Raw genomic sequence first — 26737 nt, 5'->3', positions numbered from 1 at the left:
CTATAATCAGAAATTTTTGTGTCGGATTCATAAAGGTTTTAAAGAAATACAAGATACATTAGAATCAATGTTTTAACTTAACCGACAGAATGGTTTTTTCCATTTACACATAATTCTTGACGCAACCAATACCTCCCAAGCATAATATAAACTAAGTATATAAAGAACTTATCTATAAAGATATAGTAAATCAAATGAAATTGATTAAAACTAAGAAAATAGCCTCTCTTTAAACTTTATATTTAACTTGGTTTAATATATATTATGTAAACCAATAATATTTTTATTAAAAGGAATGCTTAACCTACCACCACTTTGACTATTATTTTGAAGTATGGAAAATAATAGTCTTATCATACCTGATGAAAAACGTTTTTCAAACAAATTCAATTTCAATAGACATAACTTATAACTTTTTTCTAGCTATCAATTCTATGTTATGTTTCTGATATATTAATTTGATAGACACAGATATCAATATTCTTTTCATTTCATTCCTGCTGTTCATACACTTCCTATACCTGATACCCAATAAAAAAATCGGGGTTTAACTCTAGACTAGTTTATATATGTGGCGTATCACTTTTAATCCAATCAAATATCTTTCCTTATAGCTCTGAACTATGTATAATGTACTGAGCGTTACCGTTAAGTTACTCATGTAATTCTAAAAGAATTATAAGCTTTCCGATTTGTGAGAAATCATAGATCGGTCCTTTTTTTTGCTCTAAACAACATTTTAAGTATAGAAATAAAAAAGACACTCAAGAGATAATCTCCTAAGTGTCTTTTGTTAAGTTTAAATTTAATTAAGCTTTTTCAATGTTAGTTGCTTGAAGTCCACGTTGTCCTTCTTCAACTTCGAAAGTCACTGCTTGACCTTCTTCTAAAGTTTTGAATCCTTCGCTTTGGATAGCTGAGAAGTGTGCAAATACGTCTTCTCCGTTCTCTTGAGTGATGAAACCGAAACCTTTTTCTGCGTTAAACCATTTAACTGTTCCTGATGCCATGTTTGTTTCCTCCTATTCTAAAATTACTGCAATAAATGTGTTGCTAATAGGAGTTAACTTAATGACCCTATAACGCTCAAAATACTACTCTATTAGAATAACACTCAACGTGTTATAATGCAACACTTTTTAAGTTTAAATGTATTATAATCGTTAAAATAAAGATATTCTAATTATTTTAAACTTAAACTTTAAAATAATGCTATAATAACTAAGTGCAAAAATAGATTTAGGAGCTGGAAAATTTGAATAAAAATATACAAAATAAACCTGTATCACTTGAAGTTATTCGTAACAACCGTGATATCGTTATTAATGGCCGTACTGCTTACTTTACTGAGCTAGTAAAAGTGGCTGTAGAATTAACTACAAAATTAAATAATGAAACAAACGAAGATCAAAAACGCCTTACTGAAATGCTTGTAACTGAAACAATCACTGCAATGACATCTTCATGGCGTAATACCCTTCCCTTCAACATTTTAGTATCTGATGCTGCAGCAACATTTGCTAAGAGTTTAGGAGTTGATGATTTGCGTAACCATGATTATAGCTTAAAAATCAGTATGGACACTATTATTGACCAAATTGAAGAACCTAGCTTCCTTTCAGTTGCTGAGAATTTAAATGACCAAGACTTAGCTAAATTAAACAAAGCATTAGCAAAAGATGATAAAGCATTAAACTCTAATGTCATGTTACATTGGGATCACGCGATTACTGGCAAAATGTTTATCAACTTTGTAACTGAATTAATCGAAGAACTAAGCACTACTAATGCAGATGATGTGACAATATCTAATCGTGTAGCTGAGTTAGTTAATCAACAAGCCATCGTTTGGATTCTAAAAACAGAAAACTACTTACTAGCTGAAAAAGGATACAAAGAGACACGTGACCCTAGCTGGGAAGATGCTTTTAAAGACTGTAGCATTGAGTTAAGTGATTTTTCTAAACAAGATTATTCACTATTTTTTAGTAAAGAATGGTAATAAAAAAGCCTAACAAATTTAGTTTTGTTAGGCTTTTTGCTACTATTTTTTTGCTTGTTTTCTACTTTTATAATAACGCCATTTGGTTGCAATCATATTATATACGGCTAAAGATATCCCGACAAACTGCATAAGTGCTGCTATTTTGAATCCTAGTTGAGCGTAAATCGTTTGATCTAAAATAGTCAAAATAATTAATGACGAAATAATCAAGATACCTGCCGTTAAATTATATTTGTTGCCTTTCCAGCACATGAAAAAATCCCCTATTCGTTTATTTTTATTATATGTATTAGATAATTAATCTTCATAATCTATTTTAGTATACGTTTTATTTCAGCCCAAGTATATTCTTTTGTTTATTTTAATGGGAATAGTGGAAGCTTTTCTAGAAAAATTATGTCGTTTCTATCTGCTGCGTCTCCTTCTGCTAGAATAGCAGCTTGAGCAACAACTTGTGCCCCTGCCTTTTCTGCAAGTGTCACAAGTGCTTGTAGTGATTCACCTGTACTTATAACATCATCAATAATAGCAACTTTTTTTCCTATAATCGCCTCGGCATCATGTCCATCTAAAAAGAGAGTTTGCTCCTTTTGTGTCGTTATCGAAACAACTGAGGCTTCAAGAGGTGAAGCCATATACGCTTTGATACTTTTTCTAGCTACAATATACTTTTCGTAGTTCAAAACTCTTGCAAGTTCTTGTAATAATGGAATCCCCTTAGCTTCAGCGGTCATTAAATAATCAATGTCAGTAGGTAATTTTTCAGCTAACTCTTCAGATGCTCTAACTGTCATTTCGGCATCACCTAATAAAACAAATGATGCAATAGCTAAATCATCTGACACTTCTATTATGGGTAACTGTCTACTAAGGCCTGCTACTTTTAATTCATATGTTTTTTTCATGTTTTACACGACTCCTATCATTGGTAAAATAAATTTAATCACTAAACCTGCTAACATTCCAAAAAATGGGTCAAATAAAGCTGTAACAACCATTGTCACACTTCCTACAAGAGGATTGTTACTCACTGCTGGTTGAATATTCCCTGAAACTGTTACAAAGGCTCCTAAAACAAATAAGAAACCAGCAATAGATTCAGTTGGTACATATTTACCTAATTTAGGTAAAACACCTGTGGCTAAAATAATTGCCATAATAAGCATCATCAAAACACCTGAAAATACAGGATGAGGAGCGCTACCTGTTGCTGAGATAATCGACTCAAGAGGAGCACCACCAAAAGCACTAGAGATAATATCTGCAATAGAACTAACAACTGTTAACACATCAATATTAACAGGGTTTGTTTCACCGCCTGCCATACTTCCTGTAATCATCCCGAAAGAAATGTTAGAGCCAATATTTAAACAAGCTAACGCTAATGCTCCACGTAATATTCTTCCTGTAAACATAGGTTTAATAAGTGAAAGTTTCTGATCTCCTACACCATCTGGTAACTCAATTGTTGCTTTTTTATAATAAACAGAGTAAAGCGTAGATAAGACGACTGAAATTAAGATGGTATAAACAAGATCTTTTGTAAAAATATAAACTAAAATGGCAGATATCATTGATAACCAACCAACATCATTGTTACTTCGGGTCATTTTAATAGCCGTTCTAGCTAGTATGAAACCAACTCCCGCCATCATTCCTGATGTAATATCATTTCCCATAAAATCAACTAAGGTATTCATCCATCCAAACAACCCGATGACCGTCATAATGACAGCAGCCCAAAGAATTATCGAAATACGCTCTCTTTTATTACCTCCTAAAGCACCAGCTACTGTAATTGACTCCACTTGAAATGAAATCGGTGCTACTGAGCCAGTCACTGCATTAGCTATAGCTGAAAAACCAAAGGCCAAAGCTGTCGGAAATGCTGCAAATCCTAATGATAATGCTAAAATCCCCTGGGGAATACCATTAATAACAACTCCAATAGCAGCTAGTATATCTTGAAAAAATTCCATAAAACACTCCTCTTTCTCCTTAAATATACGACTATTCTAAACGAGAGAATTGTTTATTACAACAAAAACTTATCTATTTTAATTAAAATAACTTCAAACGTTCGCTTTTAATTTCATATTATTATCGTTTTGTATAAAAGAACTATAACGATACACGAATTAACGAACAAAAAAAGAATGCAACTATAATTTTAGCTGCACTCTTTTACTCATTTTTCTTTAAATAGCGTTCCACTTTATTACGATTACCACAAATTTTCATTGAGCACCATTTTCTTCTGCCACTATGATTAATAAAGATCAACGGACAATTATGATTGGCACAACAACTTAGTTTATAAAGTTCTTTACTTTTTAATAAATCCATTAAGGATTGATACATTAAAGTTTTTATTCCTTCGATTCCCATATTAATCGGAACCAATAATGGTTCCCAATTTTCAACGAAAATAATTCGAAAGGGTTGGTTGGACAAATAACTTTCAATTAGCTCAATTAATTTAGCTAATTCATGTGAATCCAAAGCACATTGTTTCAGTTGCTCATGAAGTTCATTTCTAAAAGTCAGCAATTCATCAATTGAATCGATTTCTTCAACAAAAGAATGAAAGATAGAAAGTTGCCTATTGTATTCATCTTGATTGTCTAATGGAATCTCTGACCATCTACTCAGATCTTCAATACTATGAATAAATTCGATTATTTTTCCATTTCTATGAAGCTTAGAATTACAAAAATTCAAAGCTAAGTTCTCAGTAATATTTGGCAGATTTTCCATTTCATCATTCCTTTTAAGTATAATTAACCTGTTGATTAGTGTAATTCGGGTTAATTATAACATGATATAACCTGTAAAAGATAGTGCGAATGGTTATATCATGATTTTATAATGCTCAACGAATTTATTATTGACAACTATAACTCTTTCCAATCTTCCACCACAAGCCAAAATCGTATTTTTAGAGAACGAATTATTCTCTTGGCAGGTCAATAAAACCTCACTTAAGATGTTTTCTTTTTTGATCCATTCTAATAAAAGTTCTAAAGCTTGTTTGCTAATACCTAATCCTCTAGCATTTTTTCTAACGGAGTAACCAATGTGTCCTCCCTCTTTTTGTAAATAGTCATTTAATTTAAATCTAAAATCAATAACACCTAAAGGATAACGAGAATTATCACTTATAATAAATTGTTTGGTTTTTACTTGGGACTTTGGAGGATTGTATTCTAATCTCTGTACATATTTTCTCCACTGATTGATTTCTTTAAAATTAGTCAGACCATTACAACCATGTATAATTTCTTTATTTTTAAGAAATTCTTGTTTAATATTCATTAAATCGATATCTGATACTTGATCGACTTCTAGTAGTTGAATCATAAAATTAAATCCTCCTCTAACTTAAAAAGCTAGCAACTGCAGCAATTAAGACGTATAATTTCGGTTCAAATGCGAGAAATCGACTAGATTGAAACAATGGTATTGGATCAATCTTCTTCAAAATCAGTTTTGAAAAAATACGATAAATTAACCACCCCATACATACTCCTAAACTATTCATAATAAGGTCGTTGATATCCGTTGCTCTAAATCTTGTAAATAGTTGACTAATTTCAATCAATAATGATAGTCCAAAACCATAAGATAGAGTTTTGCTAAACTGATGATATTTTCGCCACATTAATGGCAATATAATCCCTAATGGAATAAACATAAGAATATTCAAGTAATCCGAATACAAGATGCCTTGTTGAAAAGGAATTAAACTAATATTAGGATCAAATATATTTCCTTGAACATTTAGAACTCGTCTCCAATTAGATAAACTAGGAAAACCAATGATTTCTTTTAACATCACCACTAGATAAAACATGAAAAAATAACCAATCACATAATGAGCTTGTTCCTTGTATTTTAAAACGCGTTCAAATAGTTTCTGTTGCTTAAAATTATATATTGTAATAAGAATAAATGCTGTCGCTATACTCAACATAAAAAAACCTCCTCAGATAATATTATATCTAAGAAGGTCCTTTTTAACATGAGACTTTAGAATTATTTAATTCGGTTAACATAATAATTTTATGTTTCTATTTATCTATTGATTGATGTTCCAACTCGGTTCATTGTGTGTCTCAAACCTCTAATGGCAATTGACAATGCATAAATGTTCTCAACAGGTGCTAAGCCGCTATAGCCAGCATCTCCAATATGTTGAATATCTACTCCGCAAATCTTATTTCTAATAGCGATTTGCTTAACTGTTTCTTGATCAGAGCTTTCTTGACTTGTTCCAATAGCTGACATAGACAAAGCACCTGATTTTCTGATTAACTTCACTGCATCTCTGACATCTTCATCGGTCACACCAGGTACTGTTCCAACTGCTGGTAAAAGAATGATATCAGCTCCAGTGCTAATAAAAGATTCTATTGCTTTCATATTAACGACTTCCTCATCAACACCTGCTCCGTGCATTTTCCCAGCAATAATTAAACCAAAAAAGTGTTGTTTAGCTAGTTTCACCGCGTCTGCTATTTTATCATTAGTCACACCTGTCCCTGGATTTCCAGTTAAACAGATAAAGTCAAACCCAAGTTTTTGAGCTTCTTGTAAGGTTTCTTTCGTGCATTTTCTTCCTTCTGAAATTTCTTGAAGGGGTTCGTTCATTTTAGAATTTAAATCTACTGGTTCTAGATTCACGCCAACTGGACGACCAGTTAAATATTTTAATTGATCAATAGGATTCTTTTTCAAGTGAAGAGGGTCATTTGCTTCATCTATAATATCTTGTAAATTTTCACTGCCTGGAAGTCCCATAACAACAGGGTTAAATACATCAAAAGCATTTAATAAAATTAAATCTGCTCCGTATGAAGCCGCAAGCTCTGCATTTGTAATGCCACCTGCAACCGATTGAGAGATAGCAACATTTTCAGAGCAAATAATACGACCTTCTGAAGCTTTAATTGATTGTTTTAATTCCATTGGTGTCATTTTTTTTATCTCACTTGCTGTACAACTTAATAGACGTTTTACCATTCTTATCAAGACTCCCTTATTCATTAGTTATCTTTATTATATAAGAAAAGATATTGGCTTGCTATAAGTAATCCTATTCATTAAAAAAACTTAAGAGCTCTGGCAGGGTTAATTTTTCTTTTTCTTCTTTCGGAATATCATATTTGATTTCCCCTTGATGAAGTACTATCAAGCGATTTCCATAGACTAAAGCATCTTCCATTCGGTGGGTTATCATCAAACAAGTTAGTTGATTATCCTCTACTATTTCTTTGGTTAAATGCATAATTTGATTCGCTGTTTTAGGATCCAGTGCTGCTGTATGCTCATCTAGAAGTAATATTTGCGGTTTGACTAAGGTTGCCATCAGTAAACTTAATGCTTGTCGTTGACCACCTGATAAATTACCTGCAGGTGTTTCTAAGTGATTTTCTAGTCCATTCCCTACTTTTTTACATAATTCATAATAGTATTCTTTTTTTTCTTTTATATTTCTAAATGTTAAACCTCTCTTTTTACCTCTAAGACTAGCTAATGACAAATTCTCTTCAACTGTCATTCGAGGGGCAGTTCCTTGTTTAGGATCCTGAAACACTCGACCAATAAATTCAGCTCTTTTTTCTTCTGTTAATCTCGTGACGTCCGTCTCATTAATAAAAACATGACCTGTCGTTAAAGACATTTTCCCACTTATACTATTAAACAGTGTTGACTTTCCAGCTCCATTTCCACCTAGAATAGTCACAAAATCTCCTTCTTGAATATCAAGATTTAGTTTATTCATAATAACATTTCCAGATTCTAGTTCTTTATACCCATCTTGGATACTTAATACGTTTTTCATTTTTTAACCTCTTTTCGATTTGGCAATAACTTAATTCTTATTTGAGGAACCATTAAACAAACTGCTAATATCACAGACGAATAGAGTTTTAAGTAAGTAGTATCTAGTTTTAAGGTGATAACTAATAAGATAAGTAATTGATACAAGACGCTACCAACTACAATAGCTATCAGTCTTTCAGCTAATGTTAATTCTCCAAAGAGTAACTCTCCTAAGATAATAGAGGCTAATCCGATAACAATTACACCAATTCCTTTATTGACGTCTGCATAGCCTTCGCTTTGAGCAATCATGGCTCCTGCTAAGCCAATAATCCCATTAGAGATTGTCAGTCCTAAGATTTTCATTTTATCAGTTTCAATACCAAATGACTTAGCCATCTCTTCATTATCCCCAGTGGCGATGTATGCTTGCCCTAAATGTGTATTTAAAAATAGGAGAATACCACCAATAACAATTACTAATATAATGAGTGACATAACAATCTTGTCATAGTTAGGTGGTAAATGTAAAAAATTAATGACATCAAATACTTTGTCCTGATTGAGTAAAGATAGGTTAGGAGATTTCATAATAAATAGCATAACTGAATTTAAACCACTCATTACCAAGATACCTGATAAAATAATAGGAATCTTTCCTTTTGTATAAAGTAACCCTGTAACTAATCCTGCTAACATTCCTGCTAGTACACCTAGGAGAGTTGCTATAAAAGGAGAGACTCCTTGAGTGATTGCTGTGACACAAACAGCTCCTCCTAGAGGAAAACTTCCTTCTGTGGTTAAATCTGGAAAATTTAATATTCTAAAGGTTAAGAATATCCCTAATCCTAATATGGCCCATAAAAAGCCTTGTGCAATTGCTGAAACTATCATTTTATTCTCCTCCTTTAATAATTGCTTTATCACGTATTTCTTTATCAATTGAAATTCCTAAAAACTCTGCTTGTTTTTGATTGATAATAATATCACCTGTCTCAAACGTATAGATAGGTGTTGTTGCTGGTACACTGTTTCCCTTTAATACCTCTGCTACCATCTTGCCAGTTTGAACACCTAATTCGTATTGGTTAATCCCCACAGTAGCAAGTCCTCCTTGTTCAACCATTGTATCTACAGATGGAATGACTGGAAGTTTATATTGATTGGCAACATCAACAATAGTTTGCATCGCATTGGCCATTGTATTGTCTGTGGGAATATATAATAAGTCTACTTCCCTTGCTAAAACTTGCATCATTTGAGAAATTTCATTTGTAGAAGGGACAGCATACTCCGATACTTGGTAGCCTTGTCCTTCAGCTTGTTCTTTTACTTTTTTTACTTGAGAACTTGAATTATCTTCTGCAGATGAATATAAGATACCCATTTTCTTTTTATTAGGTAACAAGCTATTAACTAATTCTAGTTGTGCTTCAACTGGAGATTGATCACTTACTCCTGTGATATTGCCACCTGGTTTATTATTATCTTCTACAAGTCCCGCACTCTTAGGATCACTTATAGCTCCTAAAATAATAGGGATGTCTGAGGTTTGATTGGCTAAGGCTTGAGCAGAAGGTGTTGCTATGCCTACTAAAATATCAGCTTTTTCATTTATCAAATGCTGACTCATACTAGTTAACTTACTTTGGTCTGCTTGTCCATTTTGAAAAACGATTTTAGCTGTTTTTCCATCTTCATACCCTTCTTTTTTTAGTTGATCTATCATCCCTTGATAAATATCATCTAATGCTGGATGGCTTACAAATTGTAAAACACCAATGACAGGTAAATCATTTCTCTCTTTTTCTTCCATCTCTTTATTATCTTTAATAAAGCTTCCTATTAAAAATAATCCGATTGCTCCTACGACTAATAATAATTTCTTGTTTTTCATTATCCATTTCTCCTAACAACTTGTTTTTATTTAAAAGTAATTGATTCCCATTGCTTCTTTCACTTCATTTAAGGTATTATCAGCTTTTTCTTCTGCTAATAAACAACCTGATTTTAATATTTCTTTTAGATACTCCTCTTCTCTTTCAAAACTCTGTCTCCTTTTTCTAATAGGAGATAATAACTCTTGGAGAACCTCATTTAGATAGAGTTTGATTTTAACATCACCTAAACCACCTTTTTGGTACTCTTCTTTCAGTTTTGCCACTTTATTTTGATCCTGTGAGAAAATATCAAGATAGTCAAATACCATATTACCTTCAATTTTCCCAGGGTCATTTATGTAAATGTGATTTGGATCAGTATACATACTCATTACTTTTTTCTTAATTGTTTCTTCATCATCTGATAAGTAAATAGCATTATTCAAAGATTTACTCATTTTCCCTTGTCCATCAAGTCCTCTTAATCTCTGATTTTGTTTACTAGGTAGAATGATATTAGGTTCGATTAGTGTAGAGGTTTTATAAGTGCGATTAAAACTTCGGACAATCTCTTTAGTTTGCTCAATCATTGGCAATTGATCTCCACCAACAGCAACATGAGTTGTTTTAAAAGCTGTTATGTCTGCTGCCTGACTAACAGGATAAATCAGAAAACCAGTTGGTACGCTTTTCGTAAATTTCTTTTCTTTCATCTCTGATTTGACCGTTGGATTACGGTACAATCTTGATACATTTACTAAATTTAGATAATACATTGTCAGCTCAGCTAACTGTGGAATCTGAGATTGAACAAAAATAGTTGACTTACTAGGATCTATCCCTACTGATAAATAGTCTAGTAGAACCTCATTAACATGCTGTCTGATCTTTTGCGGATTATCCGCGTTATCCGTTAATCCTTGTTGATCAGCAATCATAATATATTGAGTTGTTTTCTTTTGTTCTTGCGCGATAATTCTATTTTTTAATGAACCGACATAATGACCTAAGTGTAATTTGCCTGTGGGTCTATCACCAGTTAAATATATTGAATCCATCTTTTTTCCTCCTAAACAATAAAAAATAGGCACAAACCAATATCCATTGGTTTGTGCCTACTCTATTTCGAGATAAACAAAAACCGCATAATCATCTATGCGGTCAAAAAGTCTTTTTTACCTGACATAGATACACTCATTTAGAAAAATTCTAAAATGCTGTATCCACGCCAAAAATTTAGCCTAAATACAACTATCTACGCCAAGTTTGCCATGAAAATTTATTTAATTTAATTATTTGATTTGTTTTATTCATAGCAATGGCCTCTTTTCATTAATTATTAAATTTATCCTACACCTTCAAAAAATAAATGTCAACACTTATTCAAAAGTAACTTCCGACGTATGAGTTCCTTGGTTATCTGCTGCCTCTTGATTAAGTTCTTCATTAACAGTATCTTCAGTAGCAACACGAACTGGATTTTTTCTGTTGATTTTCGGATTGACAATAGTATCAATTTCATCAACTATCTCTTCATACCCAATAGCTAAGTCGTTAAAAGACACGCGGTCTATTTCTTTCCCATCTTCGATTACAATAAATGTATTTTTATCCTTAATACTTAATTCTTTTTTTATTTGAGCACTATCGTAAACTGGTTCATAAACATAGACCTGTTTAGGAAGTCCCTCTATCGGGGTTTTTGAATCAAACATTTTTTCAACTTTTTTTAATCCCTTATTATCTGCTGTTTCAACTAAAGCTAAGACTGTGAGCTCTTTATTTTTAGTTATTTTTGCAATCTCTGATTCTTTGATTGGAATAAATTGCTTATTAACATAAACAACATCACCAACGGACACAATTTGTTGCTCTCTTATGTCGTCTCTGAAAACTTTGATTAAGACATTCATTAATATTATCGCGATTACTAAGCTTATTAATAATGCGATTGTTTTTTTCTTTTTCAAAAGACTCGTAAGCTCATCTATTATGCTACTCATTAAAATACCACCTTAAAATCATAATGGCTTAATTATAACCTAAATTGTTTTGATTGAGAATAGAAACTATTTCAATGATGCTCTTATAATGGTTCTATCTATATTTTTTGCCAAGATTAGTATATAATAGTATAATTGTAAAGCTATATTATAAATGATTAGGAGCGTAACTATTTTGACAAATAAAGTAAATAAATGTCCTAATTGTGGTCATCAATTTAAAGACGGGGAAGAGTTTTGCCCTAACTGTGATTTGTTTATCCCTGTTAGCGAACAAGAAGAAAACAATTTTGACCCCAATCAAACCAAACAATTTAAGACATTCAAAGAAATAGAAGAAAAAGAAAAAGCTAATAACCAAACTGAATCTCGTTTCAAACATCGCACTAAAAAAGTTGATGATGAAACAGATGAACTAACAGAAAAAAATGAGACTGTGACTGAAGAAAAAGTTGGCAATTCAGAAGTCGATAGCTTACCTCAACTTCCTATTGAAAAAGTGATTGAGAAGACTGAAGCTAGTGTTGATATGTCAGAAGAAGACAATAATGAAAACTTAACTTTTGAAGAAACAGCATTTGTTGAAGAAATCTCTACTACGGAAGATAACTCTGACACTACGTATGAAACCGTTCTGGAAGAAACAATAGACAAGGTTGTATTATCTCCAATAGTTGAAAACGAGGAAACGATCCCCTCTCAATCCACTCAAGAGAACAAATCGAATAAAAAGAAAAAAGCAATCATTGGTTTGGCGGCAGCGACTGTTCTTGCTATTGGTGGTGGTACTTTTTACTCTAATCAACAAAAAGAAGCAGCAAAAAAAGCTGAAACTGAACTTGTCAAAACAACTGAGAGTAATCTGGCTTCTTTGTTTACTTCCGAAGATCAAGTCTTTTTAAAAGAAGGAATTACATCAGAAGATATTGAAAAAGCAAAAAATGAAGTGACTAAACTAAAAACTTCATCAAATTATGATCAACTTGAAAAAATAGTGAATGAAGCTGAAATTAAATTTGGGAAACAAGAAAGTGTTAATACTCTCTTTAAATCTCCAATTATGACTGGTAAATCACTTGCATCTGACGTTTTTGTTAAAGATGACTCTGCTTTAGGACTAACTCCTATTGAGGAAGAAAAAGATGGCTTTGATATTTTATTTAATAAAGCCTTAGCAGAAGCAAAAGCTCAAAAGGAAATTTTACAACAAGTAAGTGAAAAAATGGCGCTTGTCTTTAAAGATAATGAAGTCGTAAAAAATGCCTCTAGAGATGATTATAAAGCTGCTGAAAAACTAGTCAATGAGCTAAAAGACCAAGAAGCTAAAGAAGAGTATAACAAGCAGTTAAAAGAGGTCGATACTTTCTTAGTTAAAGCTGACGAAAAGAAAAAAGAACAAGAAGCCTTAGCCGCACAAGCTGAGCAAGAACGTTTAGCTAAATTGGCACCAGAAACAACCCCTGAGCCGATAATCAATAATAACAACAACACAGCAAATAATGGTCAACTAACAGGACCTGGCGGTAACTACCGTTGGGGTAACCGTGAAGATGCTGTTATCGATTACAATGATGCCGCTTGGGCTTGGGCACCTGGTGTTCAGGAAAAAGTTATTTCTGAAGTTATCAGTCGTGGCTATGTTGTTGAAGGCGGATATACACTTGTTCCTAAATATGTTGAAAATGGCGAAGGTTTCTACGACCTTTACGCAACAACCAACTCAAAAATATTTCCGAAAAGCAAACCAGAAGAATTTCCACTTTACGTTGTCACAATCAACGCTAAAACTGGTTGGTTCAAAGGAAATGGCCCGAATTAAAAAGTAAGAGACCTGTTGCTCGAAACAACAGGTCTCTTTTTTCTATTACTACTAAAAAAATGGAGGTTTTACTATGTCTTTTGATGGTATTTTTACACACCTGATGACAAAAGAATTAACCAATCAATTAGTTGGTGGCAGAATTTCTAAGATACATCAACCTTATGAAAATGAATTAATGTTAATTATTCGTAGCCAAGGTAAAAATCAAACCTTACTATTGTCTGCTCACCCTTCATACTCTCGCGTACAATTAACAGATATACAATATAAGAACCCGCCTACCCCACCCAATTTTTGTATGGTGATGCGTAAATATTTAGAAGGGAGTATCCTTCACTCAATTGAACAAGTTGATAACGACCGAGTGATTAATTTTACTTTTTCTAACCGTAATGAGCTAGGTGATTTAGAAAATATTATCTTATCTATTGAGTTAATGGGTCGACACAGTAACATTATCCTTTATAACCAACAGACAGAAAAAATAATTGATGCTATAAAACATCTTGGTTCTAGTGTGAATTCTTATCGAACTATTTTACCAGGCATCACTTATATCGCTCCACCTAAACAAGAGAGAATTAATCCATTTACTGTTTCTGACAATAAACTATTTGAATTAATCAATACAACAGATTCCTTAGATGCTTCTTTTCTTCAAACCAATTTTCAAGGTTTTGGAAAAGACACTGCAACTGAATTAGCTTATCGTTTACAAAGAGATTCTAAAGAGCGTTTTAACACCTGGAATAGCTTTTTCAACGAGCTAGACAATCAAGTATTCCCTCTCCTTTATCACTACAATAATAAAGAATTTTTTACTCCTATCCTGTTTCATACCTTAGGAGATGATAGTACTTCTTATGCTTCATTAAGTTCTTTATTAGATGGTTATTATGAAGGGAAAGCTGAAAGAGATCGTGTGAAACAACAAGCTGGGGAGCTATTTAGAAAAGTTAAAAACGATCAATCTAAGTTATTAAATAAAATAACTAAATTAGAAAAATCATTAGTGGATGCTGAAAATGCTGAAATATTCCGCATTAAGGGAGAACTTCTTACTACCTTCTTGCATCAAGTTCCTCGTGGAGCTAAGACAGTACAGCTAGAAAACTATTACGAAGAGAACGAATTAATAGATATTTCTCTAAATGAAGCTTTGTCACCTAATCAAAATGCTCAAAAATACTTTCAACGTTACCAAAAATTAAAAACAAGCGTAAAAATTGTTGAAGAGCAATTAGAAAAAACCCGTTTCGAGTTACTTTATTTAGAATCAGTTGAAAATCAATTAGATCTAGCTTCTCCAAAAGATATTGATTTAATACGGGAAGAACTTATTGCTGAAAAATACATTAAAGACAAACAGCAATCTAAAAAGAAAACAGTTAAGAAAAGCAGTCCAGAAACATTTATTTCCACAACTGGAACAACTATCTTAGTTGGTAAAAATAATCTACAAAATGATCAGTTGACGCTTAAAACAGCCTCTAAAAACGATATTTGGTTACACGCTAAAGACATTCCAGGCTCTCACGTCATCATTCGAGATTCTAATCCTGATGAATCTACTTTATTAGAAGCAGCTAAACTAGCTGCTTATTATTCTAAGTATCGTTTATCTTCACAAGTTCCTGTTGATTATGTTCAAGTGAAACATGTCAAAAAGCCAAACGGAGCTAAACCAGGATTTGTTATTTATGAGAATCAACAAACCCTTTTTATTACACCAGAAAAAGAGTTTGTTGAAAATGCATTAAATAATCAAGGACAAATAATCTAATACTTAAGAGCTTCTGAGATTAATCCTCAGAGGCTTTTTTATTACTATAATAACATTGCAAATTGACTATTTTTTGTTATCTAATATTAATATTTAGGAATGATTTTTAACCCAATCTTCATTTGGTCTCATTTTTGTGAAAATTTGATTGTCACTTAGATTAAAAATCATTATCATAGAAAAGGTATCAAAAATTAAAAGGAGTGATAACATGAAAGATTCAAAGCAACTGAGATGGTATAACGTAGCCATCATTGCCTTTGTATCTGTTTGGGGACTTGGAAACGTCGTAAATAACTACGCTACACAAGGTTTATCTGTTATTGTGTCATGGGTATTAATTATGGCTCTTTACTTTGTTCCTTATGCTTTGATTGTTGGTCAATTAGGTTCAACATTTAAAGACAGTACTGGAGGAGTTAGTAGTTGGGTTAAAAATACGACTACTAAAAAAATTGGTTATTTTGCAGCATGGACTTATTGGGTTGTACATATCCCCTACCTAGCTCAAAAACCACAAGGAATTTTAATTTCCATTAGTTGGATTTTTAAACAAAATGGAGATTTTATTAATACAGCGAGTGCTACTACTATTGCATTTATTTGTTTAATTATTTTCCTATTCTTTTTATGGATCTCATCAAAAGGTTTAACAACACTTAAACGTATTGGTGGAATTGCCGGAACAGCTATGTTTATTATGTCTTTATTATTCATTTTACTTGCTGTATCAGCACCAGCTATTACTGGCGCAACATTTGCAACACCTGATATGGGGAATATTAAATCTTATATGCCAAAATTTGACTTTGCCTATTTCACAACTATTTCAATGTTAGTATTTGCCGTAGGTGGGGCTGAAAAAATCTCACCTTATGTCAATGAAACAAAAAATGCTTCTAAAGAGTTCCCTAAAGGAATGCTTGTATTAGCTATTATGATTGCAGTTTGTGCCATCTTAGGATCTTTCTCAATGGGAATGTTATTTGATTCTAACAACATCCCTAACGATTTAATGGCTAATGGAGCTTATGAAGCTTTTGGAAGACTGGGTGCTTATTATAAAGTTGGTAACTTCTTTGTTATCATCTATGCAATCGCTCAAATGCTTGCTCAAATTTCAGCTCTTGCGTTCTCAATTGATGCACCACTTAAGATTTTATTAGCTGACTCAGATAAAGAATTTATTCCAGAGAGCTTCTCAAAAACTAATAGTAGTGGAACACCTGTTAAAGGATATATCCTTACAGGAATCTTAGTAAGTATCTTGATCATTGTTCCTGGTTTAGGAATCGAAAACATGAATGAAAACTATAAATGGTTACTTAACCTAAACTCAATTGTTATGCCATTACGCTATCTATGGGTATTCTTTGCTTATATGATGGTTAACAAAATGCATAAAGAATTCCAATCAGATTACAAATTCATTAAAAACCCAAAAATTGGTTATATGGTAGGATTATGGTGCTTCTTATTTACAGCATTTGCTTGTATTCTAGGAGCTGTACCAAAGATTTCTTATGCTGATGAGCCAAGAGCTTTCATCTTCCAATTAATCATGAATATCTTAACACCAATTATTTTAATTAGTTTAGGGTTAATTTTCCCTTACTTTGCTAGAAAAGCGCAAAAAAACAATTAATAATTGTTTAATCAACAGCTTGCCATTCATTGGCGAGCTGTTTTTTGATTAAAAAACAAAAAATAAATATAAAAAAACACTAGAGATAAAATCTCTAGTGTTTAAGAAAGCTATAATTAAGCTTTAACGATGTTTGTTGCTTGAAGTCCACGTTGTCCTTCTTCTACGTCGAAAGAAACTGCTTGTCCTTCTTCTAAAGTTTTGAATCCTTCACCTTGGATAGCTGAGAAGTGAGCAAATACGTCAGTTCCGTCCTCTTGAGTGATGAATCCGAATCCTTTTTCTGCGTTAAACCATTTTACTGTACCGTTAGCCATGTGCTTTTCCTCCTATTGCGCATCTTTGTACGCGTATTCTTGCAATAAATGTGACGCTTAATAGGAGAATTATATATAATATAAATATTTCCTAATCTCGTATCCAATTACTACAATAACTATTCTAACATACCATTATATAGACTACAATGCTTTTTTAACATATATTTAATAAAATTTATCCAGTTTACATAATAATATTATTAATACTTACCATAAAATCTTCTTTTCCGTAGAAATCTTTTCTAAGCAACTCTAGAAAGATCTCTTCAAAGAAATAAATAACAGATGGTCTATGAGAAAATGACTGAATGGTTTGAACTGATTCAATAAACATCGCTTGATAGACTTCTTCGGGATTATTTTTTACAATCTCCTCAAATGATTCGTACAATAAGTCTATTTTATCAGCAATCGCTAATAACTCACCTTCCACCGTTTGATCTTTTCCCTCGAATAAACGACGACGATAGATTTCTTGAAATTCTTTAGGAATCTCTTGGGTAATAAACTCTTCGGTCATTTTTTCTTCTACAGTTTGCAGCATACCTCTAAGTTCTTTACTAGCATATTTAACAGGCGTTTTAATATCTCCAATAAATCGTTCCGTGTAATCATGATTTAAAGATTTTTCATACAACGATTTCCAATTAATCGTCACACCATTTAGCTCCTCAATATCTCCCAAAACTTGAGAAATAGAAGCCACTCGATACGAATGAGCAGCTACTGTATGTTCTGTATATTTAAAGAAACCTGGTGCTCGATTAATTTTTTCTAAACTATTTAAACCTAAAATAAATTCATTTAATCCCATATAATCACCTCTAAACTTTTAACAATCATACGCGTGTTTAAAAAGTTAGTCAATGATTTCGCTTATTTTTTCTCTTTTTTGTATTTGCCTCGATTAATTTCTTTTTCTTTAATTAACTCAATGACAAATAATACCACTACTAAAATTAAAATAGACAATGTTAGGAATAACGTTTGGAGTCCGTTATCATGAACTACTAGTAATTGTCTCAGTATTGCTGTAATACTTATGATAACTAGATATTTTATCGGAATATTATGTGTATCTTCAATATACTTAATAATCATCACAATAAACTCAAACAGCATAAAAAAAGCGAGAATAAAATCAGATATTTCCACTAGTGATCCTTTAATTTGAGCCGTCATAATAATTTTGAACACTTCAATTAGGTCTCTCGCCATGTAAATAACAATTAATGTGGCTAAGATAAATAGAAAACTTTTAATTACTTTTTCAAGAATTTTTTTATAGAGCTCTACCATAAAAAATCTCCTTTCTTTAATTTATATTTTTACCAGTAATTAATAATATCTATAACTAAATAAACAGTCAATTCTTTTTTATCATATTTTTTCACAAAAAAATACTCACAACTAGAAACTTAATCGTTTTGATTGTGAGTATTTATTATTTAAATATTATTTTGAAAAAAGATTGCTTTATTTTTAACCACTATGTCAGGATAGCTAAATTGGTTTAACAAATTATCAACTTCTGCTTTTTCCATATCTAAACCAAACCAATTCTCTTTTTTAAAAGGTTTGTCATCATCTGTAAAGTTAAATATTGAAAAAAATTGATTAGTTTTGTCTTTTCTTAGAATACCTAATAAATGATTTTCTTCATCTATCAATATGTGACACGTTCCATTTACTAATGCCGATTGATTTCTTCTTAATTGTATCAGCTCTTGACATGTTTCCTTCAGAGACTCATTTCCATCTAACCAAGGATAAAAAGCTCGATTCTCAGGATCTGCTCCTCCAGTTACTCCTACCTCATCTCCGTAATAAATACAGGGGACTCCTGGTAAAACAAACAATATGGTAAAAGCTAGTTTGACTCTATCAACAGAATCATAACATTCTGTTAACAATCTTTTTGTATCATGAGTTCCAATATTATTTAAAGCGTTATTTAAGAAGAACATTGGGTAATTTTCTATGATATTTAGTAATTGACTTCCTAAATGTACTAGAGAGTGATTTTGATTCACTAAATCTAAAATAATCTCCTTAAAAGGATAGTTCATGACACCATGCAAATCTCTATTAGTCGCATATTGTTTATCTTCTCCGTAAGCGACTTTATTGGAAGCATCTTCCCAAACTTCACCTATCAACACATTATCCTTAAAGGTCTCTAACCGATCTCTTAAACCAGACAAAAAGAAGTTTGGAAATTCATCAGCTACATCAATTCGCCACCCATCAATCCCAAAGGAATGCCAAAAATCAAGCACACCTTCGTTACCATAAATGAACTGTTGAAAATCAGGATGCCACTTATTCACTTCTGGTAAATCTGTTATTCCCCACCAAGATTCATAATTATTAGGATACTCATGAAATGTAAACCAATCAAAGTATTGAGATTCTTTTGTTTGATAAGCTCCTTCATTTTCGCCGTAATTTCTAGAGTAGTTAAAATACTTACTGTCTTTTCCAACATGAGAAAAAACACCATCTAAAATTATTCTGATATCATTTTTATGAAGTTCATCCACTAGTTCTCTAAATTCTTCGTTAGTCCCTAACATCGGGTCAATTTTAAAGTAATCATTGGTATCATAACGATGATTACTTGTAGCTTCAAATACGGGGTTTAAGTATAAAGCTGTTATACCAAGTTCTTTAAAATAAGGTATCTTCCCCTTTATTCCTAGTAAATTACCTCCAAAAAAATCCCATCTATTGATACTACCATCTTCATTTCTAATATACATTGGTTTATCAGTTTGAGTTCCATAAATAAATGTATTTTTCTTCGGATAATTAACTTTATTATCTTTGTTCCCATTATTAAATCTATCTGGAAATATTTGATAGAATACAGCCTCTTGATACCATTTAGGCGCATTATCCTCTTGCTCATAACAGGTTAATTGATACCAATCAATTTCTTCAAAATGACAATATTGACGGCCAGAGCCACTAAATTGATTTTTTCCATAATATAAAACATAGTGATGTCCATTATTTTCAGCATAGACCTTAAAACAATAATAATACAGCCCTCGTCCTTGATTCATATCAAAGACATAGCTGTATTGATTATCATTCTGTTTATCCATTTTGAATTCCTGAGAAGTTTCGGAGTCTTTATTTATTAGTAAAGAGACATCATGAATCTTTTCATCACCATTTAGTTCAATCTGAAAAGTAACTTCCGATTGAGTTTTAACAGCACCAAACGGCTGCTTGAATTTTGGTAACCAAGAATTAAATTGGATATCCAAAGTAAATCACCTTCTTTTAATCTTCTTGAAGTGGCTTTAAGTTCCAAATTTCTTCAGAGTAACGTCTTACAGTCTCATCTGCAGAAAAATGTCCCCCATGAGCGATGTTAGCTAAACTCATCTTGCTCCACTTATCTTTATTTTTGTAACTTTGATCAATCCACTCGTGTGCTTCACAATAAGCGACAAAATCTCTTAATAAGAAGAATTCATCATTGTAAGTAATTAATGAATCATAAATTTCTTGTCCTTCTACTGATGAATTTGGAATTGTTCCATCAATAAAGGCATCTACTACACGTTTAATGGTTAAATTATTGTTGTATAAATCTTTTGAATCATAGTTTCTTTCATCATAATAACGGTAAACTTCTTCTTCAGTTAAACCAAAGATAGCAATATTGTCATCACCAACAGCATCTTTTATTTCAATATTAGCTCCATCAAGAGTTGCTAAAGTTACAGCACCATTCATCATAAATTTCATGTTAGACGTTCCAGATGCCTCTTTAGAAGCTAGAGAAATTTGTTCACTCACATCTGCTGCTGGAATAATAATTTCAGCTAAGCTCACGTTATAATTTTCAAGGAATACCACTTTGATTTTATCGTTAATATCTTTGTCGTTATTAATTAACTCAGCTGTTTCATTGATTAATTTAATAACTGATTTGGCAAAACGATAACTTGGTGCTGCTTTAGCTCCAAAGATGAATACGCGTGGTGTTACATCTAATTTGGAATTATCCTTTAAATCAAAGTAAAGTTTTAGAATATGCATTAAATTCATTAATTGGCGTTTATAAGCATGTAGACGTTTAATTTGGACGTCAAAAATAGCGTTTGGAGAAACTTCAACATTGTTATGCTCTTTAATGTAATCCGCCAATCTCTTTTTGTTCTCTAGTTTAACTTTAGCTAATTCAGCCAATAATTTTTTATCATTTTGATGTTTCATTAATAATTCTAAATCTTGAATATTACTTCTCCATGATTTACCGATTTTATTATCTAGTGTTTCTGATAATAGTGGGTTCGCTAATTGTAACCATCTTCTTGGTGCAATACCATTTGTCTTATTATTAAAACGATCTGGATAAATTTCAAAGAAATCTTTTAACACTTCAGTTTGAAGTAATTCAGAATGAAGTTTCGCCACACCATTCGTTGAGTGAGAACCAATGATACATAAATGTACCATGTGAACTTGCTCGCCTTGAATTATACGAGTGCGTTCAATTAAATCATGATCTAATCTACCCGTCATTGATTCAACATATCTGCGGTCAATTTCTTCGATAATTTGAAGAATTCTTGGACAAACTTCTTTTATTAATGATACATGCCATTTTTCAAAGGCTTCTTGCATAATGGTATGATTTGTATAACTCATTACTTGAACAGTGATTTCCCAAGCTTGATCCCAAGATAAACCTTCTTCATCAATTAATAATCTCATAAATTCAGGGACACATAATGCCGGATGAGTATCGTTAATATGAATCGCAACATAGTCATTGATTTCTGATACAGGTACTTCTAACAACTTGTATTGGTTTAATATATTTTGAATCCCTGCTGAAACAAAGAAATATTCTTGTGATAATCTAAAACGACGACCACTATCATCTGAATCATCTGGATAAAGAACTGATGTTAAGTAATCTAATTCTTTACGATCTTTAAAGTGTTGGAAGTTAATACGATCAACTTCACTAATATCAGCACTCCATAAACGCATGTCATTGACTGTTGAGTTTTCATAACCAGTCATGGCTGTGTCATAAGGTACGGCACGAATGGTGTAACCATCTGTATAAGTTGGTCTTAACTGACCATCTGTACTTTGACTTAGCTCAACACTTCCACCAAAATGAACGTTAACAGCTTGACTTTCACGACGAACTTCCCAAATGTTATCACTTGTTAACCACTCATCTGGTAACTCTACTTGGTGACCATCAATAAATCTTTGTTTGAACAATCCACACTCGTAACGAATTCCCATTCCGTTACCAGGCATTTCAATAGAAGCTAAAGAATCCATAAAACAAGATGCTAATCTTCCTAAACCACCGTTACCTAAAGCCATATCTGGTTCTTCATTTACTAAATCATCTAATTCAATACCTAAATCTTTTAAACCATTTGTAACTGTCTCAAGAATACCTAGATTTAATAGGTTATTCTTAAGCATTTTTCCTGGTAAAAACTCAATAGAAAAGTAAAACATTTGTTTTTGCTTTTGGTCGTAACGCTTTTCCCATGTTTCCTTCCAATTTTTACTATAATGAGAAGTCACCAATCTACCTAAAGTTTCATAAAGTTCTTGATTAGAAGCGTCCTCAATCGATAAAGCAAATCTTTCTTGTAGTCTTTTTTCAAATTCCTTCTTAAAATCCTGTTTCGTTAATGTCATACTTCTCCACCTTTCATTTCTATCCGTTTAGTTCTGTATAGAGTGATATATATTTATGAGATGATTGATTCCAACTGAAATCTTTTTCCATCCCTTGTTGCACTAAGTTGTTAAAAATCGAAGGGTAATCTTTAAATAAGAAAATAGCTTTTTTAATAGCTTCCATTAATTGATATGAGTTAAACTCGTTGAATCCAAATCCAGTTCCTTCCCCTGTAATCGGATTGTACGGAGTCACTGTATCACTTAAGCCACCAATCTCATGAACAATGGGTAGCGTTCCGTATCTCATCGCCATCATTTGAGATAAACCACAAGGCTCAGTACCTGAAGGCATTAAGAATAAATCACTTCCAGCATATATTTGTTGAGCAAGAGCCACATCAAAGTTGATATTCATACTGGCTTTTTCAGGATAATGATAACCAAAATAACTAAATTGACGTTCAAAATTAGGATCTCCCGTTCCTAATAACACAATCTGTACGTCAAATTGTAACAAATTCTCCATCTCAGCTAATAAAATATGGAAACCTTTTTGGTAAGTTAATCGACTAACAATACCAATAACTGGTACGTCTTCTCGAACAGGTAACCCAACTCTTTTTTGTAATTCCTGTTTGTTTAGTTTTTTACCTTCAAGTTTCTTTTCATTGTAGTGAAACGGTAACAATGCATCTGTTTCTGGGTCAAACAAATCGTAGTCTATTCCGTTTAAAATACCACTTAAATTATGAGATTCCATTCTTAAAATCGGATCTAGTCCAAAACCAAATTCAGGCGTTTGAATCTCTCTAGCATAACTAGGACTAACCGTTGTAATACGGTCAGCATAAAGAATTCCTGCTTTCATAAAATTAACAGCATCATTAAAACGAATCGTTCCATCGTCATATCTTTCAGTTCCCATACCAAATAATTCTGGTAGAATATCTGAACCGTACTGACCTTGGAACTCTAAGTTATGAATCGTAAGGATACTCTTAATTCCGTGATAACAATTTATCCAGTTGTACTTCTCTTTTAGTAGAAATGGAATCATAGCCGTATGATGATCATTAAGATGTAACACATCTGGAATAAAGTCTATTTTTTCCATCATCTCAATAATAGCCATTTGAAAGAAAGCAAATTTTTCGCCATCATCATAATCACCATAAATATTAGGTCGATTAAAATAATATTCATTGTCAATAAAATAGTAGTCGATATCATTTAAATGTAGATACTTAATACCACAATATTGTTGTCTCCATCCTACATTTACGGTAAAGACATAAATTTCTTCACATTGTTGTCGTAGCTCATAGGAAATTTTTGAAGAAAAAGGCAATACCACTCTTACATCTACGCCTTGTTTCTTTAGTTCTTTAGGAAGAGCACCTGCTACATCTCCTAAGCCCCCTGTTTTAAAGAATGGACTACATTCCGCTGTACAAAATAACACGTTCATTAACTGATTCCTCCGTTACTAAATCTTCTGTTACGATACTGTTCTTTTTAATAACTATTGGATTTTCAGCAGTACCTACTATTCTTACGCCTTCTTCTACAACCACATTTTTATCCAAAATAGCAAATTCTACAACTGCATTTTCTTTGATTTCAGATTTAGACATAACAATTGAATGACTAACTGTCGCATTCTCTCTAACAACAGAACCGGTAGAAAGTATTGAATGATCTACATTTCCATACATTAAGCAACCAGCTGCTATCTGACTATTATTAACTTCACTTGAAGAAGAATGATAGGTTGGCACTTCGTTCACATTTTTCATGTAAATCATTTTACTAGCCTCAGCTAAAGATAAATACTTATCAGAATTTAGCATTGACATGTTCGCGTTATAATAAGATTTAATATCATGAATATTACTTAAATAACCATCATACTCATACGCCCAGGTTTTATTAGTTTTAATCATTTCTCTAATAATATCTTCTACCTTAGTAATTGTCGGTTGTTTTTTCCATTTATTAAGCTCGTTTACTAACCATTCTGAATTTACAACAGATAAATTAATAAACATATTTTCAATTGAGTTTGTGTTAGCCTTAGGGATGTACTGACTTGAATGAATTACTTGATTCTCTTCATTCATTTCAAATATGATTTCATCAGCTGTTAATTTTTCACTTGGCATTTTTTTATAAACTACTGTTATATCTTTTTTATGCGTTTTATGAACATTAAGAACTTCATTTAAATCAATATTATATAACATTTTATTTCCCATAAATAAAGTAAACTCAGAATCTGATTTTTCAATATACTCAATGATTGCATCATAGTAGTGATCTTCTTCATTTTCTAAATCTTCTTGGTAAAAATGCATAAATGATCTATTTGGAAGGTTATTTAAATTCCACTCTTTTCCACCACTAATGTGATCTATTACAGAGTTTGTCATTCCTTGATTAAAAATCATAAATATTGAGTTAATATTCGCCAGTTTAATATTTGAAAGATTTAAATCTAGCATTCTATAAATACCGTTAAATGGTAACAAAGATACTGGTCGTTTGGCTGTCAGAGGTAGTAACCCATCTCTTTTTTTAATATCTGCAATTATGGCACATGTTTTATTTGGCTTCATTAAAGTATTCTCCTATTATTTCTGAATTTCCAACAACTGCAACTTCTTTATTTCCTTCGATAACAGTAAAGTCACCTACTTGAGCCTTTTCTCCAATAATAGCTTTTGAAATCACTGCATTTTTCCCTATTTTAGCACCAGACATAATGATACTATCTTTGATTTGTGCTCCGTCTCCAATTTGTGAATCTGTTGAAATAATACTATTTTTAACATCCCCTGAAATATGACAGCCATTAGCTATTAATGAGTCATTGACTGAAGCATTTTCTGTTACAAATTGAGGTGGTGAGACATGATGTTTGGTTGTAATACGCCAATTTCTATCTCTCATGTTTAATTCGTTTTCCGGGTTAATAAACTCCATATTCGCTTGCCATAATGATTCTACTGTTCCTACATCTTTCCAGTAGCCTTCAAAGCGATAAGCATATACTGGTTCGCCACTTTCGATAAAGAAAGGAATAACATGTTGACCAAAATCTAACATTGTATCTTCTTGTTCATGTTTAGATAGTAAAACCTCTTTTAAAAGTGCCCAATTAAAAATATAGATGCCCATTGATGCAAGGTTATTTTTAGGATTTTCTGGTTTTTCTTCAAATTCAACCACACGATTTTCTTTATCAGTATTCATAATGCCAAAGCGAGAAGCTTCTTCCGTAGGTACTTCAATAACAGAAACAGTTAATGAAGCGTTATTTTTTTTATGATCTTCTAACATTTTTTCATAATCCATTGTGTAAATATGATCCCCTGAAAGGATTAAGACATATTCTGGATCCATTCTGTTAATGTAGTCCATATTCTGAAAAATAGCATGCGCAGTTCCTTCAAACCATTTACTTCCTTCGTTAGATGAAAATGGTTGAAGAATGGTTAAATCACAATTAACTCCGTCTAATCCCCAACTCTCACCATTTCCTAAATGAGAATTTAACACAAGTGGTTCGTATTGTGTAATGACCCCAACATTTGAAATATTGGAATTAATACAGTTACTTAAAGTAAAATCAATAATACGGTATCTCCCTCCAAAAGGTACTGCTGGTTTGGCAATATTTTCTGTTAATTTACCAAGTCTTGATCCTTTTCCACCTGCTAAAATCATTGCTAAAGTTTCTGTTTTCATAAATACTTCTGATGAATTTTCATCCAT

25 protein-coding genes are annotated in these 26737 nt (G+C 32.2%); 4 read left to right on the top strand and 21 right to left on the bottom strand.

The genetic code is table 11. The features are described 5' to 3' along the window. Positions 1–809: 809 nt before the first annotated feature. The gene (locus tag ACODH8_RS03525) at positions 810–1010 is read right to left on the bottom strand and encodes a cold-shock protein (protein ID WP_332465358.1); all 201 of its coding nucleotides are present in this window, start codon (positions 1008–1010) and stop codon (positions 810–812) included. A 245-nt stretch (positions 1011–1255) separates the two neighbouring features. Between ACODH8_RS03525 and ACODH8_RS03520 the strand changes: the two genes are divergently transcribed. Continuing rightward, positions 1256–2002 carry a hypothetical protein gene (locus ACODH8_RS03520; RefSeq protein ID WP_332465359.1) on the top strand — a complete coding sequence of 249 codons (747 nt, stop codon included), beginning with the start codon at positions 1256–1258 and terminating at the stop codon, positions 2000–2002. Between the two features lie 42 nt (positions 2003–2044). On the opposite strand, the gene ACODH8_RS03515 is transcribed toward ACODH8_RS03520, so the two are convergent. The 12 genes from ACODH8_RS03515 to ACODH8_RS03460 form a co-directional block, all read right to left on the bottom strand. Further along, on the bottom strand, positions 2045–2257 hold the full coding sequence (locus ACODH8_RS03515) for a hypothetical protein (protein ID WP_332465360.1): 213 nt from the start codon (positions 2255–2257) through the stop codon (positions 2045–2047). Positions 2258–2361: 104 nt separating this feature from the next. Next, a complete protein-coding gene (locus tag ACODH8_RS03510; protein ID WP_332465361.1) occupies positions 2362–2910 on the bottom strand; it encodes a phosphoribosyltransferase family protein in 549 nt (182 codons plus the stop codon). Positions 2911–2913: 3 nt separating this feature from the next. Further along, a complete protein-coding gene (locus tag ACODH8_RS03505) occupies positions 2914–3984 on the bottom strand; it encodes an NCS2 family permease (protein ID WP_332465362.1) in 1071 nt (356 codons plus the stop codon). Between the two features lie 205 nt (positions 3985–4189). Then, on the bottom strand, positions 4190–4762 hold the full coding sequence (locus tag ACODH8_RS03500; protein ID WP_332465363.1) for a CGNR zinc finger domain-containing protein: 573 nt from the start codon (positions 4760–4762) through the stop codon (positions 4190–4192). Between the two features lie 93 nt (positions 4763–4855). Next, positions 4856–5365: a GNAT family N-acetyltransferase gene (locus tag ACODH8_RS03495; RefSeq protein WP_332465364.1), complete on the bottom strand. Its 510-nt coding sequence runs from the start codon at positions 5363–5365 to the stop codon at positions 4856–4858. Positions 5366–5381: 16 nt separating this feature from the next. Further along, a complete protein-coding gene (locus ACODH8_RS03490; protein WP_332465365.1) occupies positions 5382–5978 on the bottom strand; it encodes a VanZ family protein in 597 nt (198 codons plus the stop codon). A gap of 101 nt (positions 5979–6079) precedes the next feature. Beyond that, the gene (locus ACODH8_RS03485; protein WP_332465366.1) at positions 6080–7027 is read right to left on the bottom strand and encodes a haloacid dehalogenase-like hydrolase; all 948 of its coding nucleotides are present in this window, start codon (positions 7025–7027) and stop codon (positions 6080–6082) included. A 73-nt stretch (positions 7028–7100) separates the two neighbouring features. Next, entirely contained in the window at positions 7101–7850 is a 750-nt protein-coding gene (locus ACODH8_RS03480; RefSeq protein WP_332465367.1) for an ABC transporter ATP-binding protein, read from the bottom strand. Next, the gene (locus ACODH8_RS03475; RefSeq protein WP_332465368.1) at positions 7847–8725 is read right to left on the bottom strand and encodes an ABC transporter permease; all 879 of its coding nucleotides are present in this window, start codon (positions 8723–8725) and stop codon (positions 7847–7849) included. Before ACODH8_RS03475 ends, ACODH8_RS03480 begins: the two co-directional genes overlap by 4 nt. Position 8726: 1 nt before the next feature. Further along, on the bottom strand, positions 8727–9728 hold the full coding sequence (gene trpX / locus ACODH8_RS03470; RefSeq protein WP_332465369.1) for a tryptophan ABC transporter substrate-binding protein: 1002 nt from the start codon (positions 9726–9728) through the stop codon (positions 8727–8729). Positions 9729–9758: 30 nt separating this feature from the next. After that, on the bottom strand, positions 9759–10769 hold the full coding sequence (gene trpS, locus ACODH8_RS03465; RefSeq protein WP_420517502.1) for a tryptophan--tRNA ligase: 1011 nt from the start codon (positions 10767–10769) through the stop codon (positions 9759–9761). 321 nt (positions 10770–11090) lie between these two features. Continuing rightward, positions 11091–11714 carry a hypothetical protein gene (locus ACODH8_RS03460; protein WP_332465371.1) on the bottom strand — a complete coding sequence of 208 codons (624 nt, stop codon included), beginning with the start codon at positions 11712–11714 and terminating at the stop codon, positions 11091–11093. Positions 11715–11889: 175 nt separating this feature from the next. On the opposite strand from ACODH8_RS03460, the gene ACODH8_RS03455 reads away from it, so the two are divergent. The 3 genes from ACODH8_RS03455 to ACODH8_RS03445 all read left to right on the top strand — a co-directional run bounded on the left by ACODH8_RS03455 (position 11890) and on the right by ACODH8_RS03445 (position 16964). Further along, positions 11890–13533, top strand: coding sequence for a cell division site-positioning protein MapZ family protein (locus tag ACODH8_RS03455; RefSeq protein WP_332465372.1), 1644 nt, complete (start codon positions 11890–11892; stop codon positions 13531–13533). A 73-nt stretch (positions 13534–13606) separates the two neighbouring features. Then, a complete protein-coding gene (locus ACODH8_RS03450; protein WP_332465373.1) occupies positions 13607–15319 on the top strand; it encodes an NFACT RNA binding domain-containing protein in 1713 nt (570 codons plus the stop codon). Positions 15320–15530: 211 nt separating this feature from the next. Continuing rightward, positions 15531–16964, top strand: coding sequence for an APC family permease (locus ACODH8_RS03445; protein ID WP_332465374.1), 1434 nt, complete (start codon positions 15531–15533; stop codon positions 16962–16964). 116 nt (positions 16965–17080) lie between these two features. Here the strand turns inward: ACODH8_RS03445 and ACODH8_RS03440 are convergent, their stop codons facing one another. The 8 genes from ACODH8_RS03440 to ACODH8_RS03405 form a co-directional block, all read right to left on the bottom strand. Continuing rightward, on the bottom strand, positions 17081–17281 hold the full coding sequence (locus tag ACODH8_RS03440) for a cold-shock protein (protein ID WP_332465375.1): 201 nt from the start codon (positions 17279–17281) through the stop codon (positions 17081–17083). A 187-nt stretch (positions 17282–17468) separates the two neighbouring features. Next, positions 17469–18098 carry a YfbR-like 5'-deoxynucleotidase gene (locus tag ACODH8_RS03435; protein WP_332465376.1) on the bottom strand — a complete coding sequence of 210 codons (630 nt, stop codon included), beginning with the start codon at positions 18096–18098 and terminating at the stop codon, positions 17469–17471. A gap of 62 nt (positions 18099–18160) precedes the next feature. Continuing rightward, positions 18161–18583: a phosphate-starvation-inducible PsiE family protein gene (locus tag ACODH8_RS03430; RefSeq protein WP_332465377.1), complete on the bottom strand. Its 423-nt coding sequence runs from the start codon at positions 18581–18583 to the stop codon at positions 18161–18163. A gap of 149 nt (positions 18584–18732) precedes the next feature. Continuing rightward, a complete protein-coding gene (locus ACODH8_RS03425; protein WP_332465378.1) occupies positions 18733–20559 on the bottom strand; it encodes a glycoside hydrolase family 13 protein in 1827 nt (608 codons plus the stop codon). A 16-nt stretch (positions 20560–20575) separates the two neighbouring features. Further along, positions 20576–22978, bottom strand: coding sequence for a glycogen/starch/alpha-glucan phosphorylase (locus ACODH8_RS03420; protein ID WP_332465379.1), 2403 nt, complete (start codon positions 22976–22978; stop codon positions 20576–20578). 19 nt (positions 22979–22997) lie between these two features. Then, the gene (glgA, locus tag ACODH8_RS03415; protein ID WP_332465380.1) at positions 22998–24431 is read right to left on the bottom strand and encodes a glycogen synthase GlgA; all 1434 of its coding nucleotides are present in this window, start codon (positions 24429–24431) and stop codon (positions 22998–23000) included. Then, positions 24400–25578: a glucose-1-phosphate adenylyltransferase subunit GlgD gene (glgD, locus tag ACODH8_RS03410; protein WP_332465381.1), complete on the bottom strand. Its 1179-nt coding sequence runs from the start codon at positions 25576–25578 to the stop codon at positions 24400–24402. The genes glgA and glgD overlap by 32 nt, the downstream gene beginning before the upstream one ends. Beyond that, the gene (locus ACODH8_RS03405) at positions 25565–26737 is read right to left on the bottom strand and encodes a glucose-1-phosphate adenylyltransferase (RefSeq protein ID WP_420517501.1); all 1173 of its coding nucleotides are present in this window, start codon (positions 26735–26737) and stop codon (positions 25565–25567) included. Before ACODH8_RS03405 ends, glgD begins: the two co-directional genes overlap by 14 nt.

This window comes from Vagococcus fluvialis (genome assembly GCF_048815235.1).
Classification (GTDB): domain Bacteria; phylum Bacillota; class Bacilli; order Lactobacillales; family Vagococcaceae; genus Vagococcus.
Note: the sequence above shows the minus strand (reverse complement) of the source record. Positions and strands in the feature narration are given on the sequence as shown.

What these genes read in the sequence shown, in the direction of transcription:
- ACODH8_RS03525 (WP_332465358.1), bottom strand. Translation starts at nt 1,010, where the DNA reads ATGGCATCAGGAACAGTTAAATGGTTTAACGCAGAAAAAGGTTTCGGT.
- ACODH8_RS03515 (WP_332465360.1), bottom strand. Translation starts at nt 2,257, where the DNA reads ATGTGCTGGAAAGGCAACAAATATAATTTAACGGCAGGTATCTTGATT.
- ACODH8_RS03510 (WP_332465361.1), bottom strand. Translation starts at nt 2,910, where the DNA reads ATGAAAAAAACATATGAATTAAAAGTAGCAGGCCTTAGTAGACAGTTA.
- ACODH8_RS03505 (WP_332465362.1), bottom strand. Translation starts at nt 3,984, where the DNA reads ATGGAATTTTTTCAAGATATACTAGCTGCTATTGGAGTTGTTATTAAT.
- ACODH8_RS03500 (WP_332465363.1), bottom strand. Translation starts at nt 4,762, where the DNA reads ATGGAAAATCTGCCAAATATTACTGAGAACTTAGCTTTGAATTTTTGT.
- ACODH8_RS03495 (WP_332465364.1), bottom strand. Translation starts at nt 5,365, where the DNA reads ATGATTCAACTACTAGAAGTCGATCAAGTATCAGATATCGATTTAATG.
- ACODH8_RS03490 (WP_332465365.1), bottom strand. Translation starts at nt 5,978, where the DNA reads ATGTTGAGTATAGCGACAGCATTTATTCTTATTACAATATATAATTTT.
- ACODH8_RS03485 (WP_332465366.1), bottom strand. Translation starts at nt 7,027, where the DNA reads ATGGTAAAACGTCTATTAAGTTGTACAGCAAGTGAGATAAAAAAAATG.
- ACODH8_RS03480 (WP_332465367.1), bottom strand. Translation starts at nt 7,850, where the DNA reads ATGAAAAACGTATTAAGTATCCAAGATGGGTATAAAGAACTAGAATCT.
- ACODH8_RS03475 (WP_332465368.1), bottom strand. Translation starts at nt 8,725, where the DNA reads ATGATAGTTTCAGCAATTGCACAAGGCTTTTTATGGGCCATATTAGGA.
- trpX (WP_332465369.1), bottom strand. Translation starts at nt 9,728, where the DNA reads ATGAAAAACAAGAAATTATTATTAGTCGTAGGAGCAATCGGATTATTT.
- trpS (WP_420517502.1), bottom strand. Translation starts at nt 10,769, where the DNA reads ATGGATTCAATATATTTAACTGGTGATAGACCCACAGGCAAATTACAC.
- ACODH8_RS03460 (WP_332465371.1), bottom strand. Translation starts at nt 11,714, where the DNA reads ATGAGTAGCATAATAGATGAGCTTACGAGTCTTTTGAAAAAGAAAAAA.
- ACODH8_RS03450 (WP_332465373.1), top strand. Translation starts at nt 13,607, where the DNA reads ATGTCTTTTGATGGTATTTTTACACACCTGATGACAAAAGAATTAACC.
- ACODH8_RS03445 (WP_332465374.1), top strand. Translation starts at nt 15,531, where the DNA reads ATGAAAGATTCAAAGCAACTGAGATGGTATAACGTAGCCATCATTGCC.
- ACODH8_RS03440 (WP_332465375.1), bottom strand. Translation starts at nt 17,281, where the DNA reads ATGGCTAACGGTACAGTAAAATGGTTTAACGCAGAAAAAGGATTCGGA.
- ACODH8_RS03435 (WP_332465376.1), bottom strand. Translation starts at nt 18,098, where the DNA reads ATGGGATTAAATGAATTTATTTTAGGTTTAAATAGTTTAGAAAAAATT.
- ACODH8_RS03430 (WP_332465377.1), bottom strand. Translation starts at nt 18,583, where the DNA reads ATGGTAGAGCTCTATAAAAAAATTCTTGAAAAAGTAATTAAAAGTTTT.
- ACODH8_RS03420 (WP_332465379.1), bottom strand. Translation starts at nt 22,978, where the DNA reads ATGACATTAACGAAACAGGATTTTAAGAAGGAATTTGAAAAAAGACTA.
- glgA (WP_332465380.1), bottom strand. Translation starts at nt 24,431, where the DNA reads ATGAACGTGTTATTTTGTACAGCGGAATGTAGTCCATTCTTTAAAACA.
- glgD (WP_332465381.1), bottom strand. Translation starts at nt 25,578, where the DNA reads ATGAAGCCAAATAAAACATGTGCCATAATTGCAGATATTAAAAAAAGA.
- ACODH8_RS03405 (WP_420517501.1), bottom strand. Translation starts at nt 26,737, where the DNA reads ATGGATGAAAATTCATCAGAAGTATTTATGAAAACAGAAACTTTAGCA.